Raw genomic sequence first — 223 nt, forward strand, 5'->3', positions numbered from 1 at the left:
ACCCACAGGCTACGGCCCTAAGCGTTTGGCGCGGAGGTTGTCTGATTGCAGAGTTCTCTCCGCTTTCAAACCTGCCTGGGATTGCCTGTCAGAAACCGCCCTCACCCGTAGCCAGCACAATGCAAAAGGAGCCAGCGGGTGGGGCCCGGTGACAGGCATTCCGCAGCGCTGAGCGTAGAGAGGAAGACCCGGATGGGCCAGCAGGGATGCTGGCACAAGGGCA

This window comes from Erwinia sp. ErVv1, assembly GCF_900068895.1.
Lineage (GTDB): Bacteria > Pseudomonadota > Gammaproteobacteria > Enterobacterales > Enterobacteriaceae > Erwinia.